The following is a 25,384-nucleotide window of genomic DNA, read 5'->3' on the forward strand; positions in this document are numbered from 1 at the left end:
AAACGCATGGATCCCGGGTCAAGCCCGGGAACCCGGCTTTTGGTTGCGCAGCGCATCCGCGCTGCGCAACCAAAAGCCGCCTCTAGTACGGCTCCGGATAGTCCCCGTCCGGGTCTTCGCCGCGCACCAGCCGCTCGAAGGATTCGATCAGCGAGGTGTAGGGCGGCACCGGGGTCAGGCGTATCTGCTCGCCGATCAGTACGCTCTGGCGGATCTCGAAATGCAAATGGAAGGTCGTCGGCGTGGCGCCGTAATGGTTCCAGATCACGCCGATCCGCTCCCCGCGCGCGACCGTGTCGCCGGTTTCCACATCCAGGCGCGCCGGGTCGAGATGCAGGTAGAGATAGCTCGTGCCATCCTCGGCCAAGAGGGTGGCGGTGTGGCTGGAAATACCGCTGATCACGCCATGATCAGCCGCCACCGCCCAGAAACGGTCCTCATCGCCGTAAGGGCTGCGCGGGCAACGCGGCGGGCGGATATCCTGTCCCTGATGGCCTGTGCCGCCGGGACACATCGGCGTCGACCAGCCGCGCGTCTCGCAGAAATTGTCAAACCACGGATAGTCGTAATTTTCCTCGGCGCATTGGTTCCAGGGCGGGCTGGCATGGATGCCGCCCGGCCGCCAGAGCTGTGTGTTGGCAAAGGCGCGGGGCACCTCGACCGGAAAACGCATATTGGTGGCGTAGACAGTGGCCGTCTCCACGCCGCTGCCCGAGCCCTCGGGTAGTTCACCTGCCGGCGTATAGAAGGGCTCATCACCCAGCCAGTCTTCCAGCACCACAGGCTCAGGGTCCGGCTCGGGCTCTGGTTCAGGGTCGGGCTCCGGTTCCGGGATTTCAGCTTCGTCCGGCTCCAGCGTTCCGGTCTCTTCGGGCGGATCGGCCGGTTCCGGCGCATCCTCCGGCGCGGATGGCCAGAAAATGGCGGCAATCAACGCGCCTCCGCCGATAATCGCGGCCAGCGTGTAGTCCCGGGTGACACTCATCTTGGCCTCCGCGGATTGTTGCGCGGCGGCAGGCCTTCAGGCGATCCTCCCGCGACCACCAGCCGGCCGGCAAAGGCGCGGATCGTGTTCTCGTCCCGGCACTCGGCGTTTTCATCCGGGTTCGAGCAGGCGATCAGCAGGGTATAGGCCGCGCCATAGCGGTTGAAGCTCAGCTCCTGGCCATATTCGGTGCGCGTGACGAGCTGGCCCTGTGCATCGGTCATGGCCATGTACTGGCCCGCGATGGCGGCGCTGTTTTCCACCGCATGGATCACCCGGCTGCCGGTGATCTGGTACATGATCCCGCGCCGGTGAAAGCTGGCGCTGTAAAAATAGTCCGAGGCGAAGAACATCATGCCGTCCACGCCGCCGCCTTCTTCCTCGCCGCGCGTCGCTGTGGGCTCGGTCTCCAGCGGTAACAGGACCGGCAGGCGCGGCCGGGCGAGTTCCGATGGCGGCGCATTGCGGAACGGCGGCACACGCGGCGGCGGCTGGGTGGGAACGAAGGTGGCGGGTGTGTCCTGGTTCATTTGCGCCATGTCCCGGCGCATATCCACCGCGGCTGTATTCCAGTCTATGGGAGCAACCGGGCGCCCCTGCGCATCATATTCGGGCTCTTGGGCCTGGACACTATTGTCCTGCGGCTGCTGCCCGCCTTGCGCACGCTGGGCAAGAGCCTCGCGCAGGGCGCCGGGGTCTATCCGCCGGACGGAACTGCTCTGCGGCTGGGCTTCCATGGCCTGAAGGACACGCTCGCGTGTCAGGGCCTGCTCACGCAGTGCTGTCTGGGAGGCGGTGTCTTGCGGCTGCGGGGCCTGTTGTTGCCCTGTGAGGGCGGTTGCGGGCATGGCCAGCAGTATGCTGACGCTCAACGACGTCGCGACAAGCAAGGTCGGTCTTTGTCCCGGCATCTCGCCCTCCCGCTGCAGGGATCAGGTCTTCAGAATACCACATGCGGCCGCTTGACGGCAGGAAAAACGAAACTCCGGTGCGGGCAGGTCTGTTCCTGCGCCTGCCGATGCATTATATGCAGCGCAACATCAGCCAGCAGGGAACACCCCATGCAGCTCACCATGATGAAGGCAAAGCTTCACCGCGCCAGCGTGACGCGCGCCGATCTTCACTATGAAGGTTCGATCTCGATCGATTCCGATCTGCTGGACGCATCCGGCATCCTGCCCAACGAGCAGGTGGATGTGCTCAACATCAATACGGGTGCCCGTTTCACCACGTACGCCATCCCCGCGCCGCGCGGCTCGAAGACATTCGGGATCAATGGCGCAGCGGCCCGCCTCGCGCAGGTGGGTGATCGCATCATAGTCGTGGCCTATGCCCAGATGGACGCGGAAACTGCGCGCCAGTTCGTGCCGAACGTGGTGCTGCTGGACGAGGATAACCAGGTGGTGAACGCGCCGAAGGCGGCGTGACCTCGAAAACGCCGGTGAAAGAAAAAAACCCGCCAGATCGCTCTGGCGGGTTTTTTGTTGCGGCCGGTCTGTGAGCCTAGTCGAACAGCGAGTCGATAGCGTCCTGATCGAGATCGGAGGCAATCATCTCGTCGATGGCCTCCTGTTTCACCTCGGGCCCGCCAAGGGCCGGACCGTTCAGGTGCAGCTTTTTCTTGCGCTCGGCCTCGGCGATTTCATCCTCGTCAGCCTCGGCATCGTGGACGCCCATGGTGGCGGCGAAGCGGCTGACGCGCTTTTCCACATGGCGCAGCGATTCAACCACTTTGGAGACGCGCTGACCGGAGAGATCCTGGAAAGAGCAAGCCTCGATAATGCGCATCATGGCGTCATCCACCTGCGCCTTGTAGGCGGCCAGGTCATCCGGCTTGGTGTCCAGCAGCCCCTCGGCCTCGGCCATGATGGTCTCGGTCGCCCGCTCGGTATCAGTGACAACCGCTTCCAGTTCCGCGCCTGCGGTGGGAATGCGCTGTTCCTTGATATCATTGGGGCGCAGCTTGGAAATCTCGGTGCGCGTCCGGGCGATATAGTCGGCGATATAGACAAACTCGCTATGGATCGACTTGTCGAGCGATCCGAAGAAGAGCTGCATGGTGTCGGTGAGCTGCTGCGCGAGCGACAACACCTCCATCACCTGACCGTCTTTCAGGTCCTTGGTCTTCAGATTGGCGAGTGACTCGCGCACACGCGCGGCAACTTCAGCGGCGGGCATCTGATCCCTCCTTCATCAAAAGCAAAAATTCAGGTGCGGCTGGCGCGGATCAGAAATCGCCCAGCACGGCAGCCATCTTCGCTTTCAGCGTGCCGGCATTGAACGGTTTCACGATGTAGTTGTTCACGCCGGCCTTCTTCGCCGCGATTACGTTTTCGGTCTTGGATTCCGCCGTAACCATGATGAACGGGACCGTCTTGGTCGTGTCATCGGCGCGCACGCGCTGCAACAGCTCGTATCCGGTCATGGGCTCCATGTTCCAGTCGGAGATCACCAGCCCGTATTTCTGCTTTTTCATTTTTTCGAAGGCTTCTGTGCCGTCCGAGGCTTCATCGACATTTTCAAAGCCGATTTGCGTCAGAAGATTCCGGATAATCCGGATCATCGTCTTGTAGTCATCTACCACCAGAATCGGCATCGACATTTCGACCGCCATACCCACACCTCCATCCAGACCTTGTTTGTCATCCCGGTTTCCGGCAGGAGAGGGCGGCTTTTCCCCGCTCTTTTCTCCTCCCGCTGCGGCAAAGCTAGACAAGTGCAGTCAAAATTCGGTTAAACACCCGGCAGAAACGCGCACCAATGCGGATGAAAGAGATGCAAGGCTTTGGAATCAATGAGTTGGAAGTCGGCCAGACCGCCGCAATAACGCGGCTGGTGGACGACGAGGCTGTGCGCCGTTTCGCCGAGGTATCCGGCGATTTCAACCCGCTTCACCTCGATGAGGAATATGCGGCGCGTACGCCATTTCGTGGCCGCATTGCCCATGGCGCGCTGATCGCGTCCTATATTTCGTGTGTGCTGGGCAATCATCTGCCGGGCCCAGGCGCGGTGTTTGCCGGCATGACGATGCGTTTTGAGCGCCCGGTGCGCATCGGCGACACGGTGATTGCCCGCGCCACGGTCACCGCCATCGATATCAAGCAGCGCCGGGTCATGCTCGACTGCACCTGCGAGGTGGATGGCGAGCTGTGCATGAAGGCTGAGGCCGAAGTGATGGTCCGCAAGCGCCGGGCGTCATCCGAATGAGCGGCGTTGCCGCACTGGGGAATTTTGATGGTGTGCACGCCGGTCACCGTGTGGTGCTGGGCCATGCGCGTGATCTCGCCGCCAGCATCGGATCGGTGCCTGTGGCGGCGGTTTTCAGCCCGCATCCGCGCCGCCTGTTCCGGCCCGATGAACCGCCCTTCCGCCTGATGAACGACGCCCAGCGCGAGCGCGCGCTGTTGGCCGCCGGTGCGCAGCGCGTGGACACGATCCGCTTCGACGCCGCGCTGGCGGCGATGACGCCTGAAGAGTTCGTGCGGGAGGTGCTGGTCGGTCAGCTGGCGCTGGACGGAGTGGTAACGGGCGCCGATTTCTGCTTTGGCAAGGGCAGGGCGGGCAATGCCGAAACCCTCAAGGCCCTCGGCGCGCAGTACCGGCTTGCCGTCACTATCGCACCGACCCTTGTGGCAGAGCGCCTGAGTGACCGGGCGAAATTTTCCTCCAGCGCTGTACGTCATGCCTTGCGTGAAGGCGATGTGAAGACAGCGGCAGAGCTCTTGGGCCGCCCTTGGGCGATTGAAGGCGAGGTGGCCCATGGCGACAAGCGCGGGCGCACGCTCGGTTTTCCGACCGCCAACATATCGCTTGGAGAATATCTGCGCCCGAAGGCGGGCGTATACGCGGTGAAGGCTGTGCTGCCGGGCCGTGCAGAGCCGGTGGGCGGCGTCGCCAATATCGGCAAGCGCCCTACCGTGGACGGGACGGAAGAGCGTCTCGAGGTCTTCTTCTTCGACTATTCCGGTGATCTCTACAGCCAGACGCTGGAGGTAGAGCTGATCGGCTTTATCCGCGAGGAGCGCCGGTTTGACGGGCTAGATGCGCTAAAACGCCAGATCGCCGCCGACAGCGCCGAGGCGCGTGCGCTTCTGGACCAGAATGGCGCGTCCTGATAGACCGGCTCTCATGACCATCTGTGTTCACCAGATCAGTGCGCCAGCGGCGCGAATTACCGGCCCGGCCCGCACGGTACGCTCCTGACAGGAGCCGCGCGGCAGCCGGGACAGTGTTTCGCCCCTTGTTGATCTGAACTACCCAGCCAGAGAACCGGATACGCCGCCATGAACGATGCGAGCGATGCGCCTGAAGCCCAGACGGCGCGCGATTACAAAGACACGCTTTTCCTGCCCTCCACCGATTTCCCGATGCGCGCAGGCTTGCCGCAAAGCGAGCCGAAATGGCTGGAGCGCTGGGAGGGATCAAACCTCTATCAGGACATGCGCGAGACCGCCAAAGGCCGCGAACGCTTCGTGCTGCATGACGGGCCGCCCTATGCCAACGGGCATATCCATCTGGGCACAGGCATGAACAAGATCCTGAAGGATTTTGTCGTGCGCACCCGGCGCATGGCCGGTTTTGATGCGCCCTACCGTCCGGGCTGGGACTGCCATGGCCTGCCCATCGAGTGGAAGGTGGAGCAGAATTACCGCGCCAAGGGCAAGAAGAAGGACGATGTGCCGGTTGCCGAATTCCGCAAGGCCTGCCGCGACTATGCGGCCGAGTGGATTGACGTGCAGCGCGCCGAGTTCAAGCGGCTGGGCGTGGCCGGTGAGTGGGACGATCCCTACACGACCATGGCGTTTGACGCCGAAGCGGCGATCGTTTCGGAGTTCCTGAAATTCGTCGGCAAGGGCCTGGTCTATCGCGGCTCCTCGCCGGTGATGTGGTCGCCGGTGGAGAAGACGGCGCTGGCAGAGGCCGAAGTCGAATATCACGACAAGGTATCGACCACGATCTGGGTGAAATTCCCGGTGCGTGGCGTGAAGATGGACGGGTCGGGCATCTCGCCCGCCATGGCCGGCGCGAGCGTGGTCATCTGGACGACGACGCCGTGGACGATCCCGGCCAACCGGGCGATCTGCTACTCGAAGAAAATCTCTTACGGCCTTTATGAGGTCGAAGGCGCCGATACCGGGGCGGACTTCCTGCCCTGGGCGCGCCCGGGCGACAAGCTGATCGTGGCTGACGCGCTGTGGGAAGACGTGGCAAAAGCCGGCTTCATCGTGAAGGCCAAACGTCTGGGTGATGCCGATGTAGAAGGGCTGATCTGCTCCCACCCGTTTGCCAAGACCGACAAGTACTGGGATTACCGTGTCCCGCTGCTTGATGGCGACCATGTCACCGACGAGCAGGGTACCGGCTTTGTCCACACAGCGCCCGGTCACGGCGCGGAGGACTATGTGGCCTGGATGGCCAACAAGGCCTGGCACGATCCCAAGGAGCCAATCCCGCACACGGTGGGGCCGGACGGGGCGTACCTGCCCCACATCCCGCTCTTTGCCGGGCTCGAGATCGTGCGCACGGACGGCAAGAAGGCAGGCCAGGACGGGCCGGCCAACAAAGCGGTCGTGGACGCGCTAATCGAGGCAGGCAATCTTCTGGCCCGCGGGCGGCTGGAGCACTCCTACCCGCACTCTTGGCGGTCCAAGGCTCCGGTCATCTTCCGCAATACCAATCAGTGGTTTATCGCCATCGACAAGGATATGGGCGATGGCGCCACGCTGCGCCAGCGTGCGCTGGAGGCCATCGATGCCACCGAATGGACGCCGAAAACCGCGCGCAACCGCATCCACGCCATGGTCTCGGACCGGCCGGACTGGCTGATCTCGCGCCAGCGTGCCTGGGGTGTCCCGCTGACCATCTTCGTCAACAAGGCGACAGGCGAGATTCTCAACGACGCGGACGTCAATGCGCGCATCGTGAAGGCGGTTGAGGCCGCTGGCGCGGATGCCTGGTTCGAGACCGACCCGCAGGACTTCCTCGGCGACAAGTACGTGGCGGCCGAGTACGAACAGGTCACCGACATTCTCGATGTGTGGTTTGATTCCGGCTCCACCCATGCTTTTGCCCTGCGCGAAGGCGAGTGGCCGGCCGACGTTTATCTGGAAGGTTCCGACCAGCATCGCGGCTGGTTCCAGTCCAGCCTGCTTGAAAGCTGCGGCACGCGCGGCCGCGCGCCCTACAAGGCGGTCGTAACCCACGGCTTCATCGTCGACGAGAAGGGCATGAAGATGTCCAAGTCGCTCGGCAATGTGCTCGCGCCCAACGCCGTCGCCGAAAAGTACGGCGCAGACATTCTGCGCCTGTGGGCGGCCAGCGCCGACTATTCAGGCGATTTGCGCATCGGCGAGGCTATCCTGCAATCGGCGGTGGATTCCTACCGCAAGCTGCGCAACACGCTGAAATACCTGCTGGGCGCGCTGGACGGCTTCTCGGAGGCCGAGCGCGTCGAGCCGGCTGACATGCCCGCGCTGGAACGCTTCATGCTCCACCGCATGGCAGAGCTCGATGAGACCGTGAAAGCGGCGTATGCGGCCTATGACTTCAAGCGGGCATGGTCGGCGCTGTTCAATTTCTGCGTCAATGATCTTTCCGCCTTCTATCTCGATATCCGCAAGGACAGTCTCTATTGCGACCGGCCGGACGCGGTCCGCCGTCGGGCTGCGCGCACGGTGATGGCTGAACTTCTGGATCGGATCGCATTGTGGATGGCGCCGCTCCTGCCCTTCACGATGGAGGAGGTGTGGGCCTCGCGCTATGGCGCGGATGCGGCCTCCGTTCACCTGCACACGTTCAAGGACACGCCGGAAAGCTGGCATGACGAGACCCGCGCGGAGCGCTGGCGGACGATCCGCCGCCTGCGCCGGGGCGTGACGGCGGCGCTTGAGGTGATGCGGCGTGACAAGGTGATCGGCTCCAGCCTCGAGGCTGCGCCGGACGTGTTCGTGACCGACCCCGCCTACCGCGCGGCGCTGGAGACCGAAGCGCCGGGCGCCGTGGACGATTTCCTCGCCGAGCTGTGCATTACCTCGCAGGCGCAACTGAAGGATGGTGAGGGGCCGGCAGATGCGTTCCGCACCGAGGATGCGCCCGGCGTCGCCGTGGTGTTCAAGCCAGCCGAGGGCCGCAAATGCGCCCGCTCCTGGCGGATCACGACCGATGTCGGGTCTGATAAGCGCTACCCGGAGCTGTCGGCGCGCGATGCCGATGCGGTTGCCTGGTATGACGCGCGAAAGGGTAATGCCGCATGAGCGTGCTGGCCCGCTATATCCCTTCTACCCGGCTTGCCGCGATCGGCGCAGGACTTGCCGCGCTGGTGATCGTGCTCGATCAGGCGTCAAAGCTGTGGGTGCTGCACGGGCTCGGCTTCATGGACGGCGGTCCGGGCACGCGCATCGAGGTGCTTGATCCCTGGTTCAACCTGACCATGGTCTGGAACCGGGGCGTCAGCTTCGGGCTTTTCGCCGCTGAAAGCCTGTGGACACGCCTTCTGCTCATCGGCTTCTCGCTCGTAATAGCCGGGGTCATCGCGGTCTGGCTGACCCGCGCCGAGCGCAAGCTGCAGGCGCTGGCCTTCGGCCTGATCATTGGCGGAGCCATCGGTAACGTCATCGACCGCGTGGCCTACGGCGCCGTGGCAGACTTTCTGGACTTTTCCGGCCTGTGGTTTCCGTACGTGTTCAATGTCGCAGACGCTGCTATTTCGGTAGGCGTTGCCGGGCTGGTGCTTGATGTCATCGTGAATGGCAGCGAACGCAAGCCTGCAGCGCCCGCAGACGGAACGTCAGATTAAACTATCCTCATCCCTGCCGCTAAGGGTGGCGTTCCCCGCCAAGCCTCTGTTAGAAGTAAACAAGTGTTATCAGTTTCAGGAGCGTCTTCACCCATGCGCATCCAAAATATCCTCGCCGTGGCCGCGATGGCCCTTGTCGGCGCGAGCGCGTGCACGTCGGGCGTCCGCCAGGCACTGGGCACAGAGCGTACGGCGCCGGACGAGTTCCGCGTGGTGACCATCGCACCGCTGACGGTGCCGCCGGAATACTCGCTGCGTCCGCCTGCGCCTGGTCAGCTGCGCCCCGAAGACATCTTCCCGGATCAGCAGGCCCGCCGCGCCCTGTTTGGCGATTTCTCCTCGGAAAACGCCAGCCGCGGCGAGATACTGCTCGCCGCCCGCGCCGGTGGTGCAGATGCCAATCCCAACGTCCGTGCCCTCATCGATGGCGAGACGGCAGCGGTTGTACGCAAGAATGAAAGCTTCGCTGACCGCCTGATTTTCTGGCGTTCGCAAACGGTGACGCCCGCTGCCGACAGTGCAGCGCCGATTGATGTCGACGATGAACGCCGCCGGATTGAGGAGATCACGGGTGGCGGCGATGTGACCATTGTCCGCCCGCGCCGGACTGGCCGGAAGCTGCCGGGGCTTTAGGGCTCACCTCTACCAGCCAATGAATTGAAAACCCCGGATGGCAACATCCGGGGTTTTTGTTTGTCCTTCCGTTGCGCACCGGGAGATCGGCCTGAACAGATATCTGCTTCCGCCTCAACCGGGCTCCCGGGCTTGACCCGGGATCCATTTTTTCTTGGCGTGCAGGATTTGGCGTGGGTCCCGGCTCGGGGGCCGGGACCCCGGTTGCGAGGTTCGGCGAAACCTTCACCAAGCCGCTTACCCCGGCTCGTCCGTGTTCAGCCGGCCGAGCAGATCGTGCAGCCGGTCTGCATCCTCTTCGCCGAGGCGTTCGGCCAGTTCGCCATTGATCTCGCGCAAGGTCTGGTCTGCCTTGATGGCAAGCTCGCGGCCCGCCTCGGTCAGGGTGACGATGGCGCCGCGCTTGTCGGCGGCATCCTGGCTGCGCGTGACAAGGCCGATCGCCTCCATGCGCGCGACAAGCCCGCTGACCGCGGGCGCGCCCAGCGCCAGTGTCTCGGAGATCGCGCCCATACGCCGCTCCCCGCGCCGCATCAGCAGGAACAGCACGGCAGACTGCGCCGCCGTCACACCCGCCTCGCTGCGCAGGCGCGCATCAGCGTGCCGGTGCAGCCGCCGGGCCGTGATTTCCAGCAATAGGTAGAGCCGCCGGTCGACGGCGCGCGCGCGAGCCATACTGTCTGATGGCTTGATTCAACGCCTTTTGAAAAGAACTACCCGGTAAACCGCCAGACACGCGCCACCCGCACGTCACGGTCTTCCAGATCCCGGCTGACCGGCGTGTCATAGCGCGCCAGCGGCTCCAGCTTCTCCTTTGGCAGGAAATGACGGCCGGGATCGCCAATCAGCACCAGGCATCCGCGCTGGTGCAGCCCCTCCAGCCAGCTGGCAATACGCTCAGCGCCCGGCCCTTCATAGAACACATCGCCCGCCAGCACGGCATCCCAGCCCCTGTCGGCGCCCACAAGATCAGCCTTCTCGGCATGGACGCTCACACCGTTCAGCGCGGCGTTGGCAAGAATCGCTTCCACGGCGAACGGGTCGATCTCGCTGGCATCGATACGGGCTGCTCCGGCTTTGGCGGCACCGATACCGGCTATGCCGCAACCGCTGGCAAAATCGAGTACATACCGCCCTGCTACAAGGGCCGGATTGTCCATCAGATAGCGCGCCAGCGCCTGCCCGCCCGCCCATGCAAACGCCCAGAAGGGCGGCGGCAGGCCTGCTTCGCCGAGCGCTTCCTCGGTCTGCTGCCAGATGGGAAGCGTCTCCTCGGCCAGGTGAAAGCGCAGCTCCGGCGTCAGCGGCGCGGAGGCGATACGCGTATGCGCTTGGATGAACTGGAGCGGATCGGCAATCATGCCAGCGGTCTAGCCTTGCGCGAGGCGCCGCACCAGCGGGCTATGCCTCGCTTGCGGGAATGAAGCGCAGCGCGATGCCATTATTGCACCAGCGCTGGCCGGTTGGCGGCGGACCGTCCTCGAAGACATGGCCCTGATGTCCGCCGCAGCGCGCGCAATGATACTCGGTACGCGGCGTCCAGATGCGGTAATCCGGCTTTGTGTCCACCGCCCCGTCCAGCGGTTGCCAGAAGCTGGGCCAGCCCGTGCCGGACTCGTATTTGGTTTCCGACGAGAAGAGTGGCAGCCCGCACCCGGCGCAGGCATAGATGCCCTCGCGTGTTTCCTGGTTGAGCGGTGAGGAGCCGGGCCGCTCAGTACCTTCACGGCGTAGCACGTTGAACTCAGGCGGCGTCAGCCGCTCGCGCCACTGCGCTTCGGTCAGATTGGCCCAGTCAATGCCGTCATCGCTGGCGGGCGGCGTGCTGGCAGATCCGGTGTTGGCCGAACACGAATTGGCCGGGCCGCAGGCGGCCAGCGAGATGCCGGAAAGAAGAGCAAGGCGGCGCGTCAGCATGGTGGAGCTCCATTGATCGCTTATTCTACCATGTAGTCCGCACCGGAAGCGCTGCCAGTTACGCGCCGCCGGTCACATCGGCGCGAGCGCGCCCAGCACAAGTGCCGCCAGCAGGATCAGGCCTGCCTCCCTGTTGGACTTGAAATGGGCAAGGCAGGCGGCCCCGTCATCGGGGCGGAAGCGTGAGGCCTGCCAGACAAGATGGACCGCATAGGCGGCAAAGACGGGCGCGAAGATGAGCCCGGCTCCGGCCTTCACCGCAGCCGCCGCCGTCAGGGCAAGCGATGATGCATATATTGCGCCGACGGCGGGGCCGATCGCATTGCCAAGTGCCCGTGCGGAGGATTTGACGCCGACCAGCGCATCATCCTCCATGTCCTGACAGGCATAGATCGTGTCATAACCGATGGTCCATAACACTGCGGCGCCGTAGAGCAGGCCGGCGGCCATCCAGTCGGTGCCGCCCAGTGCCGCATACCCCACCAGCACGCCCCAGTTGAAGGTGAGGCCCAGCCAGGCCTGCGGCCACCAGGTGATCCGCTTCATGAACGGGTAGGCGGCCACCAGCAGCAGTGCTGCGAGCGCGATACCGATCGCCAGCGGCGGCAGGAACACCAGCACCAGCGCGCCCACAGCGCATTGCGCGGCGAGGAAAGTGAGTGCCTGTCTGACCGTGATCGTACCGGCGGCCAGCGGCCGGTCCGCCGTGCGGGCCACCTTGGCGTCCAGATCGCGGTCGGCAATGTCGTTCCAGGTACAGCCCGCGCCGCGCATGGCAATCGCACCGATGGCGAAGAGTGCCGCATAAGCCGCCATCGACCAGCCAGCGCCGGTCTGGATCGCCGCCAGCGCCAGTCCCTGGAAACAGGGAATCGCCAGCAGCCAGAAGCCGATGGGCCTGTCATACCGGGCAAGACGCAAATATGGCCGCCACGCTTCCGGCGCGTGGTCCACGAATGTGCGCGGGATGGAGTCTGCAACGCGCCGGTCGCGCGAGCGGGGAGCTTGGTCAGGCCGGTTCATGCCTGACTAGTTATCGCGCGCGGAGCCCGCCGCATAGCCCTTGACGCTTGGCGTATGGCCGCACCGGCGCTAGAGGGGAGGGCATGGTCACCACGCCCCGCCTTTATGTCGATGCGCCGCTAGACGATGGTGCTGAGCTGATCCTGCCGCGCGAGCAGGCGCATTATCTCGTCAATGTGATGCGCCGCGAGGCCGGTTCGCCGGTGCGTGTCTTCAATGGCAGGGATGGCGAGTGGCAGGCGGTTGTTGCCGACGCCTCGCGCAAGGGCGCGTCCCTGCAGGTCGAGACCCGCCTGCGCGAGCAGGTGGGTGTACCGCCGCTGCGCCTGTGCTTTGCGCCGGTGAAGAAGGCGCGCACCGACTTCATCGTGGAGAAGGCGACCGAGCTGGGCGCAGCCGTCATCCAGCCTGTCATTACCCGCCGCACCCAGTCCGAGCGCGTGCGCACCGACCGGCTGATGGCGCTGGCTACCGAAGCGGCCGAACAGACCGAGCGGCTCTGCCTGCCGGTCGTGTCAGAGCCGGTTACGCTTGAGCGCCTGCTGGCGGACTGGCCGGAGGATCACCGGCTGATCTTCTGCGACGAGGCCGGCGATGGGGAGGGCGCTTGGGGCGGGCCGCAGGGCCGCGCACGGCCCATGCTGGACGTGTTGCGGGCAGAACCGGACCCATCCGGCCCCTGGACTGTCCTGATCGGTCCTGAGGGCGGGTTTGACGATGCCGAACGTGCCCGGCTTCGTTCTCTGCCCTTCGTGCGGGCCGTTACGCTGGGGCCGCGCATCTTGCGGGCCGACACGGCTGCTGTGGCCGCGCTCACGCTCTGGCAGGCGCTGGCGGGGGATTGGCCCTAGTCCATGTGAGCGTTGGTCCACAGTGCTTCGAGATGGGCGGTGAAGAGGGCATCCTTCTGGGCGAACTCCACGCCATCCACACCCTCGTCAGCCGCGGTGCCTGCCCGCATTTCGATGCCTTCGATCAACCCGTTCGATGCCTCCCGGAACAGGTTCAGCCCCTGTTGCGGCTCGCCCAGATGGTCGATGAGGACGCGGGCGAGAAAGGCGCGGCTGCTGGCCAGTGCCGGGCTGTCATTGGACAAGCCGGTATCTCGCAATTCCAGCCCTTCGCGATAGGCCGCCGCTGCCTGCCGGTACTCGCCTTGCTGGTCCAGCACATAGCCGAGCGCTGTAACCATCGTGCCGAGAAATACGTCTGAACGCCCTTCGGCATTTCGAAAATCGTTAATTGCGGGACGCATGGCGCGTTCCGCCTCGGCATACCCCACATTGCGCATGATCAAGATGGCATGATTGAACTCCTGCAGGGCGCGGCGCTGCGTCCCGCGCGGCCACTCTTCGGCGATCAGGGCGCTGGACATATGCGATGCCTCGAGCGCTTCCTCGCCGCGCCCCTGCATCGAGAGTATGGTGGCCAGCTCACCCCAGGCGACGCCGACATCGCTGCCCGTCGTAATGCCATAGGCCTCATGTATCGCCAGCGCCCGGCGGGTCATGGCTTCGGCTGCGTCGAGATCGCCTTGCCCGCGCAGTGTGGTGGCGATCTGCAGGATCGGAAACACGTTCGCGCGTGCCTCTTCTCCATCCTGCGCGATGCGTAATGCCAGCACCTCCCGGAAGTGCGAGAGCGCCTCGGTCAGCCTGCCTTGCGTCCGGCGCAGGCGGCCCATCATATCGTGCCAGTCCCGGCGCTGGTCCGCGCGGGCAGGCGATATCAGCATGTCGGCTTCAACCAGGGTGGCGTCTGTTTCAGCCAGCCGGCCCTGCTCGTAGGCTATCTGCGCGCGCTGAATCATAACGTCCACGCGCGCCGGGATGGCAGACTCACCCAGCCCGTCATATATGGCGTCGGCCTGATCAAGGGTTTCCAGCGCCTCTTCGCCGAGATCGCTGCGGCGCTGCACGGTCGCCAGCGTGTACAGGCCGCGCGCATAACTTCTGCTCCCGCTGCCATAGAGCTCTGCCCGCAACGCAGCATTACGCCGTGCAATCTGGAGCGCTTCAGCCCTGTCCTCATGGAAGACGAGGTGAATGGCATAGGCATCCAGCAGGCTCGCCAGAATGCCGCGTGCCTCGTGATTGCCTTCCAGCACTTCCAGCGCGCGGGCGAACACCGGCCCGGCCTCGTTTGGCCGGTATAGTTCGTGAAGGGAGAGAGCCAGATTCTCATACGCCCGCCCGATCTCGGTGGCGGGATAGTCAGCGCGGGCATTGAGATTTTCCAGCCGTTCACGCGCATTGGCCTCGGCCTCGGCAAAGCGGGCGAGGCGGAAGTGCGCGGTCCAAACACGCTCGGACGCAGCAGCCGTTCGCAGTCCGGTGTCGCTATCGATACGCCGGACAAAGGCGAGATGCTCTTCCAGAAGCGGCAACGCCGCAGCATATCCCGACACCTGCTGCACGCCGATCGCGTGATTTGAGAGGTAGGTTGCCAGATAATCCGGCGGCGTCTGGGTGTCGGCCGCTGCTGCCCGGTAGGCCCGTTCATGCAGTTCGGCGGCGATGTCTGTCTCGCCGCCGGACCGTGCCCGGCTGGCAATCTCCGACAATATGCGGGCGCGATGGCGGTCATTGCCGCTATGCGCCTCGACCAGATCAGCAACATCGCCAATGCCGCCAGTATCATCGCGTTCAGCCAGCTGGCCGGCCAGCGTGCCCGCCAGTGTCACGACCGTCAGATCATCCGGCTCGCGGGTGATGAGCGCGATACGCAAGGCCTCGCGGCGCGCATCAATCGCCTCGGCTTCATGCCCGTCCGCCAGCACGTCCTCGGCAAGTCCTTCCAGAACAATGCCGACAAAAGCATGGTCGGGTCCGTAAACTTGCGTGTATGCGGCAAGCGCATTGCGCCGCCGCTCGCTGGCCTCATAGTACTGTCCCTGAGCGTGCAGCGCGTTGGCGAGCTGGTTGAACGTGTTGGCGCGCAGCTCGCGTGTCTCGTCCGTATCGGCAATCGCCTCCAGCGCCTGCCGGAACCAGTCAACCGCCGCGCTGTGTTCGCCGTCCTCGGCGCTGACCGTCCCCGCATAGGCGACATATTGCGCATAGTCCGAGGGGGGCGTTCGGGCCGTTTCGTGCAGGGCGAAACCTTGCTCCAGCCATTCCAGGGCCAGCGGCCGATCATCGGACTGATGGGCGAGAATGCCGAGGGAAAAGGCCGTCGCCGCGCGCTCTGCGGGATCGGTTTCGGGAATCTGCGCGAACACCTCTTCAAACAACGCGTAGGCGCGGGCCGTTTCACCGGCTTCGTACGCGGCCATGGCCGGCGCACGCAGCTGCTCATAGGGGTCTGTACCGCCCTGCTGTGCGAAGGCACTGGCAGCGCCCGCTGCCATCAGAGCCACACTCGAAAGCCAGTTGCGCATGCCCGTCTCCCGTCTTTTGCGCCAGTCTAGCGCACCGGGCTGCCCCGCAATCTGACAAATATCGACAGGCCTTGCCCTTGCCGGTTGGCATTTGCCCGCATAAGTGACGGGAACCTCGAACGGCTGGGAGACCGGGACACGATGAGCGGCACCTACACGCCCGGCGGCGAAGGCCCCCCCATTGAATCGAAAGATCAGCTGATCGCCCATCTCGCTTCCGGCGAGAAGCCGCGCGAAAGCTGGCGCATCGGAACCGAGCACGAGAAATTCGGCTTCAGCCTAGATGGTCACCGTCCGCTTCCCTATGAGGGCGACGGCCCGACCGTGCGCAAGATGCTTGAAGGCCTGACCCGCTTTGACTGGTCGGTGATCGAGGAGAACGGCAAGCCGGTGGCGCTCAAACGCAAGGGCGCCTCTGTGACGCTGGAGCCCGGCGGGCAGTTCGAGCTCTCCGGCGCGCCGCTGGAAAACCTGCACCAGACCTGCGCGGAAGTGAACTCCCATCTGCGCGAGGTGCGCGAGGTGGCCGACGAGATCGGGGCGGGGTTCTTAGGGTTGGGCTTCTCGCCGAAATGGTCTCTTCAGGAGACCCCGATGATGCCGAAGGACCGCTACAACATCATGAAGGCCTACATGCCCAAGGTCGGCGGGCTGGGCCATCAGATGATGTTCCGCTCCTGCACGGTGCAGACCAATCTCGATTTCGCCTCAGAGGCCGACATGCGCGCGAAGTTTCGCGCCTCCATGGCTCTGCAGCCCATCGCCACCGCGCTCTTTGCCAACTCGCCCTTTGCCGATGGCCGCCCGAACGGCTTTGTCTCCTACCGCGCCCATGTCTGGACCGATGTGGACCCGGACCGCACCGGCATCCTCCAGTTCGTGTTCGATGAGGGTTTCTCCTACGAGCATTATGTCGACTGGGCACTGGATGCGCCGATGTATTTCGTCAAGCGCGAGGGGCGCTTCCTGGATGCATCGGGGCAGAGCTTCCGCGATTTCCTGAAAGGCAAGCTGCCGGCCCTGCCGGGTGAGCTGCCCGTGCTCGGCGACTGGGAAGATCACCTCTCCACGCTTTTTCCCGAGGTGCGCCTGAAAACCTTCCTTGAACAGCGCGGGGCCGATGGCGGCCCGTGGAATAATCTGTGTGCGCTGCCAGCGCTGTGGGTGGGCCTGCTTTATGACGATACGGCGCTCAACGCCGCTCTGGACCTTGTGAAGGACTGGACGGCGGAAGAACGCGTGGCGCTGCGCCTCGGCGCGGCCCATTGCGGGCTGAAAACCCCGTTCCGCAACGCCACCATGCAGGACCTCGCCAAGGAGGTGCTGGCCATTGCGCGCTCAGGTCTCAAAGCCCGCGCCCGCCTGAACCATCATGGCGAGCACGAGGCGGTCTTCCTCGATGATCTCGATGAAATCGCCGCGAGCGGCATCACGCCTGCCGAACGCCTGCTGGCGCTTTATAACGGCCCGTGGGGCGGGTCTGTAGAGCCGATCTTCAAGGAGGCGGCGTATTAGGGATTTCAATTACGCGTTTCACCGGCGTAAGCCGGTGCCCAGTACTTCTAGACCCCGACTTGCGTCGGGGAAACGCAAAATTGGAAAACAAAAACCCCGGACGTTCCCGCCCGGGGTTTTCGCGTTCTTGAAGGGGCGCGAAGCCTAATCCTCAAACATGTCCGCAAAGCGCCGGCGCGGACGGTTTTTCCACGCGCCGCGATGGAACACGTCAGAGACGATGACCGGGGCCACGGTGGTGGCTTCGGCAAACACCATCTGCTCCAGCGTGACATCGACCTTGCCCCAGGAGCAGGCCTCTTTCAGCGTGGAGGAGGAGCAGGCGCCGTCACGCACATCGGCGACCGTGATCTGCACCGCGTATTCGTGCATCGGCACCTCATGGCCGAGGATCTCGGCGCAAACAACAGTATCCTGCGCGAAGTTCTTCGGCACGCCGCCGCCGACCATGAACAGGCCCGTCTTGCCGGCCTTGATCTTGATGTCGGTCAGCTCGCGGAAATCGGCCACTGCGTCGATGGAGAGATAGGGCTTGCCCGCCTTCATGCGCTCGACCTGGTGCTTGACCAGGCCAAAGCCTGCCGAGCAGTCGGCAAAGGCCGGCACGAAGATCGGCACGCCATGGCGATAGCATTCCTCGATGAGGGAGCCTTCCTTCTTGGCGTTGCCGTCGGCCAGCCACTTGCCCATCGCCTTGATGAAGGCGCGGGACGAAATCGGCTTGGCGTCGAGGCTGTCGGCAATATCACCGATGGTATGGTCGGTGGTCTGCAGCTCTTCCTCGTCGATATAGGTATCGTAGATCCGGTCGATATAGAGATCGCGCAGGATGCGGTCGTCCGGAATTTCGCGTGCCTGATAGTGTTTGAAGCCCAGAGCCTCGAAGAAATCCATGTCGACGATGGACGCGCCGGTGGCCACGATGGCATCGACCATGTTGTTGCGGATCATGTCGCGCCAGACATGCATGCAGCCGCCCGCGCTGGTCGAGCCGGCGAGGGTGAGGATGACCGAGCAGTCCGGATCGGCAACTGCTGCCTGCAGGATACGCGCAGCGCGCGCGGCATCACGGCTGGAGAAGCTCATCTTCTCCCACGCATCGATGATCACGCGGCCATCAAAGCTGGCAATATCGATGTGCTCGACCGGGCTGGCCAGCAGCTCGGCCTTACGATTCGTATTATCTGTCATTTACTAGCGTCTCTTGATCAGGCGTTGCCGGCGGCGTCGCAGCCGGGTGAAGGGGACGACCGAGCCTTCCGCAGCGGGCTCGCTTTGGGGCGAGGCCAGCACGGGCTGATCGTACAGCGAAAGCCAAGGGTAGTCGGAAACCGTGACAGTCTCCACATCCCCGAAGCCATTGAAGCGGGTGGCCATCGCGGTGCCGTAGGCGCCCAGCATGCCGAACTCGATAACATCGCCTTCCTTCAGGTCGGCGGGCAGCTCGTACGGGCCTGGCATGGAATCGATGGAATCGCAGGTCGGGCCGTAGAGCTTGAACGGCGCGGTCTGCGGGCTCAGCTCGCCATTGGCACGATGAACGCGCATCGGATAGCTCCAGCGCGCATGCACGATGTCAAACAGGCAGCCATAGGAGCCGTCATTCATGTAGACGGCATCGCCCTTGATCAGCTCCACACGTGTCAGCACGGATACAGCCTCGGCAACCAGCGCGCGGCCCGGCTCGCACCACAGATCGGCATTTTCAAGGACCATCATGTCCTCGAAGGCGTGCTCGATTGCTTTGACGTAGTCTTCCAGCGGGGGCGGGGTGAGGCCGGGATAGATGGACGGGAACCCCCCGCCCACATCCACGATATCCACTGTCACACCGGCGCGCGCGATCAGGCGCGAAGCCTCCATCATGGCCGCGCGGTAGGCGCTAGGCGCCATGCACTGGCTGCCGACATGGAAGCTCACGCCCAGCTCGAAGGCATGTGCGCGGGCCAGCCGGATGAGGTCCGGGGCCTCGGCCTCGGTTGCGCCGAACTTGCCGGCCAGCGGCAGGGTCGCCCCGTCATTGGAAACGGCCAGGCGCACGACCAGCGTCAGGTCGCGGGCATAGCCGGTTTCCTGCAGGATTTTCTGCAGTTCGGCTTCGCAATCGAGGACGAAGATCTTCACGCCATGGTCGTGATAGGCAGACGCGATGGCGCGTCGGCTCTTCACCGGATGCATGAAAGCCATCGTGGCTTCGGGGCACCGGCTGGAAATCAGCTCGACCTCCGGCAGGGAGGCGACGTCGAACCAGCGATGACCGGCCGCGTACAGCGTGTCAATCACCCACGGCGAAGGATTGGCCTTCACGGCGTAAAGGACTTCACCCGGAAAATGTTCCTGGAACCAGCGGGACGCTACGGCCAGACGGTCAGGCCGCGCGCACGCGACCGGGCCATCGACGGGCCGAAGGCGGACCAGGTCCAGGGGCGTTTGGTGCTCGGACAAATCACGAGACCCCCTGTAAGCAGTTAACCCAATCCGGCATCGTTACCTCCGCCGGGACTGCGCATTTAGGGCCTCGTTACGGTGCTGTCAAAGGGAAATTTCGCAGCGACGCAACGACATGCGGCAACCGGTGCCGGAGAGGGTGGCACACACAGTTTGGTATGGCATAACACGAACGCGCCAGCGCACAAAAAGTGCCGGGTGGAGGGGTGTGAAAATGGCATCGGTGGACCCGGCCCTGTCGGTCGACAGGGTCACCAAGACTTACGGCACGGCCGTCGCGCTGTCGGATGCAAGTTTGAGTGTCCAGCCCGGCGAGATGGTCGCTCTTATCGGCGCGTCGGGCTCGGGCAAGTCGACGCTTTTGCGTCTGGCATCCGGTCTGGTGCTGGCTGATTCCGGTTCCGGCGCTATCCGTCTTTTCGGCGAAAAGGTTCAGGAAAACGGGAAGCTGTCGGCGCGTGTGCGCCGGGCGCGGGCAAAGGTCGGCTTCATCTTCCAGCAGTTCAATCTGGTTACCCGCGCCAGCCTCTACGCCAACGCCATGCTCGGCTCTCTCGGGCAGATTGCGCCGTGGCGCGGCATTACCGGCTCGTTTCCCGATGATGTGCGCAAGCGGGCCATGGAGGCGCTTGAGCGCGTCGGCGTGGCCGGCCATGCCGGCAAGCGTGCGGCCAACCTCTCCGGCGGCCAGCAGCAGCGCGGCGCCATTGCCCGCGCGCTCGTTCAGCGCGCCGAAGCCATTTTTGCCGACGAGCCTATCGCCTCGCTCGACCCCGTGTCCGCGCGGCGCGTGATGCGCCTTCTGGCCGAGCTTAACGAGCAGGACGGGCTTACCGTCGTGGTGACGCTCCACCAGGTGGACTACGCGCTGAAATATTGCCGCCGGGCGGTCGCGCTGAAGGCGGGCAAGATCATTTATGACGGCCCGATATCCGGGCTTACCCGTGAACGCCTGATCGAAATCTATGGTGACGAATACCGCGACGTGATGGACGAGGAGCCTGTACGCGCATGATGATCCTCGTCCGCATTCTGGGCGCCCTTGCGCTTGCTTGTGCCAGCGGTGCCGCCATCGCGCAGGAGCGCGAGCGCATCGTGTTCTCTGTCATTTCCACCGAGCAGACAGAAGCGGTTGAAGCCCTGTGGCAGCCCTTCGTGGAAGATATGGAGGAGACCACCGGGCTGGAGGTCGAGCTGGTCTCTGCCATTGACTATGCCGGCGTGATCGAAGCCATGCGTTTTGGTCAGGTCGATGTAGGCTGGTTCTCCAACCTCTCCGGCCTGCAGGCCATCCGCCTTGCCGATGCCGAAGTTTTCGCCAAGACGCTCTATCCCGGCGGGCAGGAGGGGTATCGCTCCGTCATACTGGTGCGCGATGACAGCCCTATCCGCACACTGGAAGATCTGCTGGTCTGTGACGGCTCGCTCTCCTTTGCCCTGGGCGATCCCAATTCCACCTCCGGCACGCTGGTGCCGCTGGCCTACATTTTCGCGCCGCGCGGCATTGATCCGCAGTCCTGCTTCTCGCAGGTCACCAACGCCAATCACGAGCAGACCGCGCTGGCGGTCGTGAACGGGTTTGTAGACGCGGGCACGAACAACACCACCAATCTGGACCGCCTGCGCCAGACCCGGCCGGAGGCACTGGCAGACCTGCGCATTTTGTGGACCTCGCCGCTGATCCAGACCGACCCGATTGTCTGGCGCCGTGATCTGTCCGAGGAGGTCAAGTCCGAGCTGCTGTCCTTCTTCCTGACCTACGGCTTTCGCGGCGATGCCGCCCAGCGCGAGTACGAGCAGGCGATACTGGAAGACCTGTTCCTGGGCGGTTTCCTGCCGGCCACTGACGAACATCTGCTGCCGATCCGGCGGCTGGAGCTGATGCGCGACCTGGCCGAGACGCAAGCCAGCGACGCGCTGGAAGAGGGCGAACGGGCAACGCGGCTGGAGCAGGTAGAGCTGGCCATGCGTGAGCTGGCCGTCGAAGAACGGCGCGTCGCCGTGCGCGATCTCGCCGATGACCTCATCGAGGCCCGCGGCCGCATGGAGGCCGAACCGGACGCTGCCAGCGCCGACATCAACACGCTGGTCTCTGCCTTCCTGTCTGCCCAGCCCCGCATCGAGGTCGAGCGCCGCATCCGGCGGGTGACGGCCAGCGAGCTGACGCGTGGCCTTATCGGCCTCGGGGCCGGTCTTGCCCTTTTCACACTCCTGATGATCCGCTCGCGCCCGCCGCGCTTTGGCCCGTCGCGGCTGATGAGCGACCGTCTGATCGATGCAGCTATCTGGTCGGGTCTGTTCGGCCTGCTGATCTGGAGCTTCTGGCCGGCGGAAATGTTCAAGCTGCCGCTTCTGGGCACGAATGCACCGCGCATGGGCGAGTATATCGCCGGCTTCTTCCAGCTCGATCTCGATGGCTGGGAGACCTATGCCCGCCAGACCCTCATCACGGTGCAGATCGCGCTGTGGGGTACGGTGGTGGCCGTTATCGCGGCCATTCCGTTCGGCCTGCTGGCTTCTCGCAATATCGCGCCTGTCTGGATCGTGCAGCCGGTGCGCCGCCTGATGGATGCCTTCCGCGCCATCAACGAGCTGGTTGTGGCGGCGATTTTCGTGGCGGCGGTCGGCCTTGGCCCGTTTGCCGGCGTGATGGCCCTGGCCCTGCACACCACAGGCGTTCTCGCCAAGCTGTTCTCCGAGGCCGTGGAGGCGATTGATGACGGCCCGGTGGAGGGCGTGCGCGCAACCGGGGCCGGACCGATGAACGAGGTGGTCTGGGGCGTGATCCCGCAGGTCATTCCGCTCTGGGCGTCCTACGCGCTCTACCGGTTTGAATCCAACACGCGCGCGGCGACCATTCTGGGGCTGATTGGCGCGGGTGGTATCGGTCAGGTGCTGATCCAGAACATCCGCTCGTTCGAGTATGGCAAGACGGCCACCATCCTGCTCATCATCATTGCGGCAGTGACAGCGGTGGACCTGATCTCGCAAATGCTACGCAAGCGGCTGGTCTAGGGGGCCGCCTTCAAGATGACGTACACGTGACAGATATATCGGCAAGATGTCACACAGCTGACATCTTGCCGTGCGAAGTGCTGCGCAACGTTTGTCAGCCCCGAAGGGTCAAAGCATGAAGCTCGCTGTCCTGTCTTGCGTCTCTGCCATTGCTATCTCGCTGGCTATGGCGGCGCAGAGCGCCGAAGCGCAATCGCGTGATTCGATCCGCATTGTCGGCTCATCTACCGTGTTCCCGTTCACCACGGCGGCCTCGGAGAATTTCGGTTCGACCTCCGGCTTCCGTACGCCGGTCGTGGAATCAACCGGTACCGGCGGCGGCATGAACCTGTTCTGCGCCGGTGTTGGATTGCGTCACCCGGACATTACAGGCGCATCGCGCCGCATGCTGCCGACCGAGTTCGAGCTTTGCCGCCGCAATGGCGTGACGGCCATTACCGAGGTGCCGATCGGTTTTGACGGTATCGTTGTGGCGCGCGCAAGCGGCTCGCCGGCGATCGATTTCGAACGCCGCGAGCTTTTCCTGGCTCTTGCCGCGACCATACCGATGCCGGTGGACGCCGATGGCGCGCCGGTATTTGATGCCAGCGGAGCTTTGCTGAACGGGCGCGATTTCAATGATGTCGCAGCCTATTCCTGTGAGGCCTTCATCCCCAACCCGCACCGGCTCTGGTCCGATGTTTCCAACGATCTGCCCAGCGACCGTATCGAAGTGCTCGGACCGCCCCCGACCTCGGGTACGCGCGATTCCTGGATTGAGCTAGGCATCCATCCCGGTGCCCGTCAGATCGAATGCATGGATGCACTGCGCAGCAGCGACGCCGACCGCTTCGACGAGGTGGCGAGCCGCATGCGCGAGGATGGCCCGTGGATCGATAGCGGCGAAAACGACAACGTTATCGTCCAGACGATTGCCAATTCCGCGACCGCCTTCGGCGTGTTCGGCTATTCCTATCTCGAACAGAATGCCGACCGTCTGACAGCGGCCACGATCGAAGGCGTCGAGCCGGAATATGACGACATCTCCGAAGGTGTGTATCCGATCGCCCGTTCCATGTTCGTCTACGTGAAGAACCAGCACGTGTCTGCCGTACCGGGTATCGTGGAATGGATTGAGGAGCTGACCAGCGAGGATGCGTTCGGTCCGTTCGGATATCTGGCTGACCGGGGCCTTGTTGCCCTTCCCGAGGCACGCCGCGAAGAAGTGCGCGAGCAATCGCAGGCGCTGACACCGCTGACGGGAATCGATTCGCACTAGCCGCATTTAATGTCATCAACGCGCCGTTAAGCCCGGCAGGGTTATCCTGAACGCATGGCGGGACCTGTGGCCCGCATGGCGGCAAGGGCTTGACGCGCGTAATGATTGGACGCCCCGTAACCTATCACCGGCTCTCGCAGGACGAGGTCGACAATATCTGCCAGCGTCATGCCAATCTGTTGCAGGGGCGCATGAATGGCGCACGCGCGAGTTTCGCCTACAAGGTGATCGAGGGGCTCGACCTGTCGGGGCGCAATCTGTCTGACGCCGATTTTTCAGGTGCGGTATTGGCTGGCGCCAATCTGGCCGGTACCAATTTTACCAGCGCAAACCTTTTTGCGGCGGACATGCGCCGCGCCAATCTCGCGGGCGCGACATTGCGCCGGGCCGACATGCGCGGTGCGATCCTGAGGGGGGCCAACCTCACCGGAGCCGATCTCAGTCAGGCCGATCTGCGCGAAGGCGCCATTGCCCAGGTGGACCGGGAAAAGGGTCTCGCCATCATTACGCATGAGCAACGCCCCAACGAGGCCGTGGAGGCCAATTTCACGGGCGCCAACCTGTCCAATTCCAAAATGACCGGCGCTATCGCCCAGCGCGCGGATTTTTCCGATGCGGTGCTGATCGGCGCGCGCATGCAGCGCGCGAACTTGCGTGGCTCGCGCTTCCCCGGCGCCAATCTGGAAGGCGCTGACCTTTCCGGCGCAGACCTTACCGAAGCTGACCTGTCGCACACCGTGCTTATCGGCACGAAGCTCGATTCCGCACGCACTCGCGGCATGTGCACTGACGGCGCCCTGACCGACACCCCCACCGGCCCCGAACTGGCGGCCAATGCCGATGAGACGGCGAAGGCACTGGAAGCCCACGCGCTCTGGTGTGAGACCGGCGGCAAGCAAGGTGCCCCATCCACGTTCGATGGCGCGGACATGCGCGGCCTGAAAACGCTCTCGGGGCGCAATCTGACGGCCTTGCAGGCGCGCGGGGCAACCCTCTACGGGCTGGATCTGGGCGGTGCGCAGTTGCAGGGCGCGCGCCTTGAAAGAGCCGATTTGCGCATGGCTTCCTTGCGGGGCGCAGACTTGCGCGGTGCAGACCTCACGGGCGCCCGGCTGAACAATGCCGATCTGCGCGGCGCCAAGATCGGTGCGCTATTGCTGCCCAACGACCGCAAACTGGCCGCCAGCCTGGCTGCCGCCGTGCTGCGCTATGCCGATCTTGATGGCGCGGACTTACGCGATATCAGCGCGACAGGCGCGGACTTTTCATACGCCAGCCTGAAAAATTGCGATGTGCGCAGGGCGCGCTTCACCGGCTCATGCTTTACCGGCACCAAACTTCCCGGTGATTTTCGCGAGCACGCGGAGGATCTTGCCGGCGCCGTGGACCTGGACGCCGCCTGAAATTGTAGAATTC

Annotated in this window: 23 protein-coding genes; 12 read left to right on the forward strand and 11 right to left on the reverse strand. The window is 64.1% G+C overall.

What is annotated here, in order from left to right:
• Positions 1 to 82: 82 nt before the first annotated feature.
• Entirely contained in the window at positions 83 to 985 is a 903-nt protein-coding gene (locus IEV75_RS05575) for a M23 family metallopeptidase (RefSeq protein WP_188451567.1), read from the reverse strand.
• Positions 982 to 1,896: a hypothetical protein gene (locus tag IEV75_RS05580; protein WP_188451568.1), complete on the reverse strand. Its 915-nt coding sequence runs from the start codon at positions 1,894 to 1,896 to the stop codon at positions 982 to 984. Before IEV75_RS05580 ends, IEV75_RS05575 begins: the two co-directional genes overlap by 4 nt.
• A 150-nt stretch (positions 1,897 to 2,046) precedes the next feature.
• Between IEV75_RS05580 and panD the strand changes: the two genes are divergently transcribed.
• Entirely contained in the window at positions 2,047 to 2,412 is a 366-nt protein-coding gene (gene panD, locus IEV75_RS05585; protein ID WP_188451569.1) for an aspartate 1-decarboxylase, read from the forward strand.
• 76 nt (positions 2,413 to 2,488) lie between these two features.
• Here panD and IEV75_RS05590 read toward each other — a convergent pair whose 3' ends face one another.
• Positions 2,489 to 3,163, reverse strand: coding sequence for a protein phosphatase CheZ (locus tag IEV75_RS05590; protein WP_188451570.1), 675 nt, complete (start codon positions 3,161 to 3,163; stop codon positions 2,489 to 2,491).
• A 49-nt stretch (positions 3,164 to 3,212) separates the two neighbouring features.
• Positions 3,213 to 3,599 carry a response regulator gene (locus IEV75_RS05595; protein ID WP_188451571.1) on the reverse strand — a complete coding sequence of 129 codons (387 nt, stop codon included), beginning with the start codon at positions 3,597 to 3,599 and terminating at the stop codon, positions 3,213 to 3,215.
• A 161-nt stretch (positions 3,600 to 3,760) separates the two neighbouring features.
• Between IEV75_RS05595 and IEV75_RS05600 the strand changes: the two genes are divergently transcribed.
• The 5 genes from IEV75_RS05600 (at position 3,761) to IEV75_RS05620 (ending at position 9,413) form a co-directional block, all read left to right on the forward strand.
• Positions 3,761 to 4,192 (forward strand): MaoC family dehydratase, encoded by a 432-nt coding sequence (locus IEV75_RS05600; RefSeq protein ID WP_233351770.1) that lies wholly within the window; start codon positions 3,761 to 3,763, stop codon positions 4,190 to 4,192.
• Entirely contained in the window at positions 4,189 to 5,100 is a 912-nt protein-coding gene (locus IEV75_RS05605; protein WP_188451573.1) for a bifunctional riboflavin kinase/FAD synthetase, read from the forward strand. The genes IEV75_RS05600 and IEV75_RS05605 overlap by 4 nt, the downstream gene beginning before the upstream one ends.
• A 168-nt stretch (positions 5,101 to 5,268) precedes the next feature.
• Positions 5,269 to 8,238 (forward strand): isoleucine--tRNA ligase, encoded by a 2,970-nt coding sequence (ileS, locus tag IEV75_RS05610; RefSeq protein ID WP_188451574.1) that lies wholly within the window; start codon positions 5,269 to 5,271, stop codon positions 8,236 to 8,238.
• Complete coding sequence (gene lspA / locus IEV75_RS05615; RefSeq protein WP_188451575.1) at positions 8,235 to 8,780, forward strand: signal peptidase II; 546 nt, start codon at positions 8,235 to 8,237, stop codon at positions 8,778 to 8,780. The genes ileS and lspA overlap by 4 nt, the downstream gene beginning before the upstream one ends.
• Before the next feature lie 93 nt (positions 8,781 to 8,873).
• Positions 8,874 to 9,413, forward strand: coding sequence for a DUF3035 domain-containing protein (locus tag IEV75_RS05620; RefSeq protein ID WP_188451576.1), 540 nt, complete (start codon positions 8,874 to 8,876; stop codon positions 9,411 to 9,413).
• A 237-nt stretch (positions 9,414 to 9,650) separates the two neighbouring features.
• Here IEV75_RS05620 and IEV75_RS05625 read toward each other — a convergent pair whose 3' ends face one another.
• The 4 genes from IEV75_RS05625 to ubiA all read right to left on the reverse strand — a co-directional run bounded on the left by IEV75_RS05625 (position 9,651) and on the right by ubiA (position 12,353).
• On the reverse strand, positions 9,651 to 10,088 hold the full coding sequence (locus IEV75_RS05625; protein ID WP_188451577.1) for a MarR family winged helix-turn-helix transcriptional regulator: 438 nt from the start codon (positions 10,086 to 10,088) through the stop codon (positions 9,651 to 9,653).
• 38 nt (positions 10,089 to 10,126) lie between these two features.
• Entirely contained in the window at positions 10,127 to 10,774 is a 648-nt protein-coding gene (locus IEV75_RS05630; protein ID WP_188451578.1) for a class I SAM-dependent methyltransferase, read from the reverse strand.
• A gap of 40 nt (positions 10,775 to 10,814) precedes the next feature.
• Positions 10,815 to 11,330 (reverse strand): peptide-methionine (R)-S-oxide reductase MsrB, encoded by a 516-nt coding sequence (msrB, locus tag IEV75_RS05635; protein WP_188451579.1) that lies wholly within the window; start codon positions 11,328 to 11,330, stop codon positions 10,815 to 10,817.
• Between the two features lie 72 nt (positions 11,331 to 11,402).
• Positions 11,403 to 12,353: a 4-hydroxybenzoate octaprenyltransferase gene (ubiA, locus tag IEV75_RS05640; protein ID WP_188451580.1), complete on the reverse strand. Its 951-nt coding sequence runs from the start codon at positions 12,351 to 12,353 to the stop codon at positions 11,403 to 11,405.
• Positions 12,354 to 12,436: 83 nt separating this feature from the next.
• On the opposite strand from ubiA, the gene IEV75_RS05645 reads away from it, so the two are divergent.
• The gene (locus IEV75_RS05645; RefSeq protein ID WP_188451581.1) at positions 12,437 to 13,204 is read left to right on the forward strand and encodes a 16S rRNA (uracil(1498)-N(3))-methyltransferase; all 768 of its coding nucleotides are present in this window, start codon (positions 12,437 to 12,439) and stop codon (positions 13,202 to 13,204) included.
• Here IEV75_RS05645 and IEV75_RS05650 read toward each other — a convergent pair.
• On the reverse strand, positions 13,201 to 15,732 hold the full coding sequence (locus IEV75_RS05650; protein ID WP_188451582.1) for a tetratricopeptide repeat protein: 2,532 nt from the start codon (positions 15,730 to 15,732) through the stop codon (positions 13,201 to 13,203). The two genes, IEV75_RS05645 and IEV75_RS05650, sit on opposite strands and share 4 nt — an antisense overlap.
• Before the next feature lie 141 nt (positions 15,733 to 15,873).
• Between IEV75_RS05650 and IEV75_RS05655 the strand changes: the two genes are divergently transcribed.
• Positions 15,874 to 17,247: a glutamate--cysteine ligase gene (locus IEV75_RS05655; protein WP_188451583.1), complete on the forward strand. Its 1,374-nt coding sequence runs from the start codon at positions 15,874 to 15,876 to the stop codon at positions 17,245 to 17,247.
• A 144-nt stretch (positions 17,248 to 17,391) separates the two neighbouring features.
• Here the strand turns inward: IEV75_RS05655 and IEV75_RS05660 are convergent, their stop codons facing one another.
• Positions 17,392 to 18,438 (reverse strand): 1,9-bis(guanidino)-5-aza-nonane synthase, encoded by a 1,047-nt coding sequence (locus tag IEV75_RS05660; protein ID WP_188451584.1) that lies wholly within the window; start codon positions 18,436 to 18,438, stop codon positions 17,392 to 17,394.
• 3 nt (positions 18,439 to 18,441) lie between these two features.
• A complete protein-coding gene (locus IEV75_RS05665) occupies positions 18,442 to 19,692 on the reverse strand; it encodes a type III PLP-dependent enzyme (RefSeq protein WP_188451585.1) in 1,251 nt (416 codons plus the stop codon).
• Positions 19,693 to 19,909: 217 nt separating this feature from the next.
• Between IEV75_RS05665 and IEV75_RS05670 the strand changes: the two genes are divergently transcribed.
• The 4 genes from IEV75_RS05670 to IEV75_RS05685 all read left to right on the forward strand — a co-directional run bounded on the left by IEV75_RS05670 (position 19,910) and on the right by IEV75_RS05685 (position 25,371).
• Entirely contained in the window at positions 19,910 to 20,710 is an 801-nt protein-coding gene (locus IEV75_RS05670) for a phosphonate ABC transporter ATP-binding protein (protein ID WP_188451586.1), read from the forward strand.
• A complete protein-coding gene (gene phnE / locus IEV75_RS05675) occupies positions 20,707 to 22,710 on the forward strand; it encodes a phosphonate ABC transporter, permease protein PhnE (RefSeq protein WP_188451587.1) in 2,004 nt (667 codons plus the stop codon). Before IEV75_RS05670 ends, phnE begins: the two co-directional genes overlap by 4 nt.
• A gap of 115 nt (positions 22,711 to 22,825) precedes the next feature.
• Positions 22,826 to 23,968, forward strand: a complete 1,143-nt coding sequence (locus IEV75_RS05680; protein ID WP_188451588.1) for a substrate-binding domain-containing protein — start codon at positions 22,826 to 22,828, stop codon at positions 23,966 to 23,968.
• A gap of 101 nt (positions 23,969 to 24,069) precedes the next feature.
• Entirely contained in the window at positions 24,070 to 25,371 is a 1,302-nt protein-coding gene (locus tag IEV75_RS05685) for a pentapeptide repeat-containing protein (protein WP_188451589.1), read from the forward strand.
• The last annotated feature ends 13 nt before the right edge of the window (positions 25,372 to 25,384 follow it).

It is taken from the genome of Glycocaulis albus (assembly GCF_014639075.1).
GTDB classification, from domain to species: domain Bacteria; phylum Pseudomonadota; class Alphaproteobacteria; order Caulobacterales; family Maricaulaceae; genus Glycocaulis; species Glycocaulis albus.

Coding starts and splice junctions, on each gene's coding strand:
- IEV75_RS05590 (WP_188451570.1), bottom strand. CDS start 3,163: ATGCCCGCCGCTGAAGTTGCCGCGCGTGTGCGCGAGTCACTCGCCAAT.
- ileS (WP_188451574.1), top strand. CDS start 5,269: ATGAACGATGCGAGCGATGCGCCTGAAGCCCAGACGGCGCGCGATTAC.
- ubiA (WP_188451580.1), bottom strand. CDS start 12,353: ATGAACCGGCCTGACCAAGCTCCCCGCTCGCGCGACCGGCGCGTTGCA.
- IEV75_RS05620 (WP_188451576.1), top strand. CDS start 8,874: ATGCGCATCCAAAATATCCTCGCCGTGGCCGCGATGGCCCTTGTCGGC.
- IEV75_RS05650 (WP_188451582.1), bottom strand. CDS start 15,732: ATGCGCAACTGGCTTTCGAGTGTGGCTCTGATGGCAGCGGGCGCTGCC.
- IEV75_RS05685 (WP_188451589.1), top strand. CDS start 24,070: ATGATTGGACGCCCCGTAACCTATCACCGGCTCTCGCAGGACGAGGTC.
- IEV75_RS05595 (WP_188451571.1), bottom strand. CDS start 3,599: ATGGCGGTCGAAATGTCGATGCCGATTCTGGTGGTAGATGACTACAAG.
- IEV75_RS05575 (WP_188451567.1), bottom strand. CDS start 985: ATGAGTGTCACCCGGGACTACACGCTGGCCGCGATTATCGGCGGAGGC.
- IEV75_RS05660 (WP_188451584.1), bottom strand. CDS start 18,438: ATGACAGATAATACGAATCGTAAGGCCGAGCTGCTGGCCAGCCCGGTC.
- phnE (WP_188451587.1), top strand. CDS start 20,707: ATGATGATCCTCGTCCGCATTCTGGGCGCCCTTGCGCTTGCTTGTGCC.
- IEV75_RS05600 (WP_233351770.1), top strand. CDS start 3,761: ATGCAAGGCTTTGGAATCAATGAGTTGGAAGTCGGCCAGACCGCCGCA.
- IEV75_RS05605 (WP_188451573.1), top strand. CDS start 4,189: ATGAGCGGCGTTGCCGCACTGGGGAATTTTGATGGTGTGCACGCCGGT.
- IEV75_RS05630 (WP_188451578.1), bottom strand. CDS start 10,774: ATGATTGCCGATCCGCTCCAGTTCATCCAAGCGCATACGCGTATCGCC.
- lspA (WP_188451575.1), top strand. CDS start 8,235: ATGAGCGTGCTGGCCCGCTATATCCCTTCTACCCGGCTTGCCGCGATC.
- panD (WP_188451569.1), top strand. CDS start 2,047: ATGCAGCTCACCATGATGAAGGCAAAGCTTCACCGCGCCAGCGTGACG.
- IEV75_RS05625 (WP_188451577.1), bottom strand. CDS start 10,088: ATGGCTCGCGCGCGCGCCGTCGACCGGCGGCTCTACCTATTGCTGGAA.
- IEV75_RS05655 (WP_188451583.1), top strand. CDS start 15,874: ATGAGCGGCACCTACACGCCCGGCGGCGAAGGCCCCCCCATTGAATCG.
- IEV75_RS05580 (WP_188451568.1), bottom strand. CDS start 1,896: ATGCCGGGACAAAGACCGACCTTGCTTGTCGCGACGTCGTTGAGCGTC.
- msrB (WP_188451579.1), bottom strand. CDS start 11,330: ATGCTGACGCGCCGCCTTGCTCTTCTTTCCGGCATCTCGCTGGCCGCC.
- IEV75_RS05670 (WP_188451586.1), top strand. CDS start 19,910: ATGGCATCGGTGGACCCGGCCCTGTCGGTCGACAGGGTCACCAAGACT.
- IEV75_RS05645 (WP_188451581.1), top strand. CDS start 12,437: ATGGTCACCACGCCCCGCCTTTATGTCGATGCGCCGCTAGACGATGGT.
- IEV75_RS05680 (WP_188451588.1), top strand. CDS start 22,826: ATGAAGCTCGCTGTCCTGTCTTGCGTCTCTGCCATTGCTATCTCGCTG.